Below are 1,791 nucleotides of genomic sequence, written 5' to 3' on the forward strand. Positions count from 1 at the left end.
ACGTGGTCTATGAGAACGGTGTTCAGAAGTTGCTGCTGACTGATGAGGGTTATGTTACTTTGAGTGACAGCAAGTATCATTACTACTTGAAAGACCATCAGGGTAATAACCGGGTAGTCATCAACCAGAGCGGCACGGTAGAGGAGACGAACCATTACTATCCGTTCGGTGGTGTGTTTGCAAGTTCAGGCAATGTGCAGCCTTACAAGTACAACGGCAAGGAGCTTGATGCGAAGAAAGGGTTGAACTGGTATGACTACGGTGCAAGGCATTATGATGCGGCGCTGGGGAGGTTTACGACGGTGGATCCGTCTGCGGAAAACTATTATTCAACGAGCCCGTTTACTTACTGTTTAAATAATCCGTTGAATTATATTGATCCGTTGGGAACTGATACTGTAGATGTAAAGGACGTTGATTGGAATAAATTTGATCCGAAGAAGGACGTTGTGGCTTTGGATGAGGTGGCTGTTTCTGTACCTAATGCTTTGACAAAAGTAGGGACTAGAGCTTTAGAACCAATTTCCGGCTTTTGGGGGTATGTGGGTTATTATCTTTTAGATATTGGCTCTACCTATCATAGTGAACAAACGCGGTTTACATATAAGGTAGGAACAGATGGAGTAATAACGGGTGTTGCTCCAATGGTGGGAACCCCTCCTTTGCCTGGTTTTGCAAAGACGTCAAATTTGAATACAATTAGAGGATTATGGAGTTTGACCAAACAAGGATCCTCTAAAGTAATGAAACATCCCATTAGAGGTCTATTTTATAAAAGTAAATCAGATGGGCTATGGTGGGTAAAAGACCAGACAAAGCATGGCGGTAGTTTTTATAAAGTTTATAAAGAGACAAATAAAGGCTTAGAATGGCATAAAGATGCTGATAAGTATGGAAATTTCATAATTAATAAACATAAAAGTGATGTAGGGATTTTTATCCCATGGAAGGAGCTTTCGAAATGAGAAAACAGATATTAAAAATGCAAGAAGGTGAATCTTTCCCATTCTGTTGGGTAAAGTTTGATTCTGATTCTTGTATTGATGTTCAAGGGCATAAAATCGAAATATACATAAAAAAAGATTCAGTTAGCATTGACGACATGAAATCTCTATTTTGTGATTTGTTTGGTACAGTTGTAGATGAATTATCTATCTTTAGTCCATCATGGTGGGACTTTTGCATAGATACTTGGAATATTCAAGAGAATACATTTTGCTACGACCCTCAATTTTTGTCTAAAGAAACGGTATCTTATTTGCATATCTTGCAAGATTCGAATATTGCTAAAGGATATTCTGGCTGTTGTGTCTGTAATGATTGGGATACTTACCTATCTGTTGCATTAGATTGTATTATGAAAGGAATTGCTCCTTATGGAAACTTTATATATAACTCAAAGGAACAATTCTTCTTCTATTTTCATCATACCGGTAGTATAGGGCTTTATTATGAAAATGAAACTCCATCTATATTTGCATTAAGAAAGAATGATAAATATGAGGTGTTATCTTGCTCTGATGTGAGTAGATTATCTCAAATAGAATGATTTTTAATCGCTATCCTAACATCAGATATCCTATATCTTACATGTTAGGATAGCCTTTTTCAGATTTAACCGAAGGAATTAGCAGCATTCAATATAATGTATTAAATTTGCCAACGGGCGTCACTTTTGCTTCCGGCGGTTTCATACAGCATGGCTATACTGCCGACGGCATCAAGCGGCGCATGATGTATAAGGAGGCAGATGGTTCGGGCAATCCGGTTCCTACTGTGTATTGCTGCAAT

General features: G+C 38.2%; 2 protein-coding genes. Both read left to right on the top strand.

Annotated features, from left to right (window positions below):
- Positions 1 to 965, top strand: a 965-nt coding sequence (locus DXD65_RS21395; RefSeq protein ID WP_233556167.1) for an RHS repeat-associated core domain-containing protein, incomplete at its 5' end; no start/stop codon positions are given.
- Positions 962 to 1,549, top strand: a complete 588-nt coding sequence (locus DXD65_RS20620) for a hypothetical protein (protein WP_225982724.1) — start codon at positions 962 to 964, stop codon at positions 1,547 to 1,549. The genes DXD65_RS21395 and DXD65_RS20620, both read left to right, overlap by 4 nt.
- Positions 1,550 to 1,791: the final 242 nt, after the last annotated feature.

Origin of the sequence: Bacteroides sp. 4_1_36, from assembly GCF_003466325.1 — a bacterium.
GTDB lineage: Bacteria > Bacteroidota > Bacteroidia > Bacteroidales > Bacteroidaceae > Bacteroides > Bacteroides uniformis.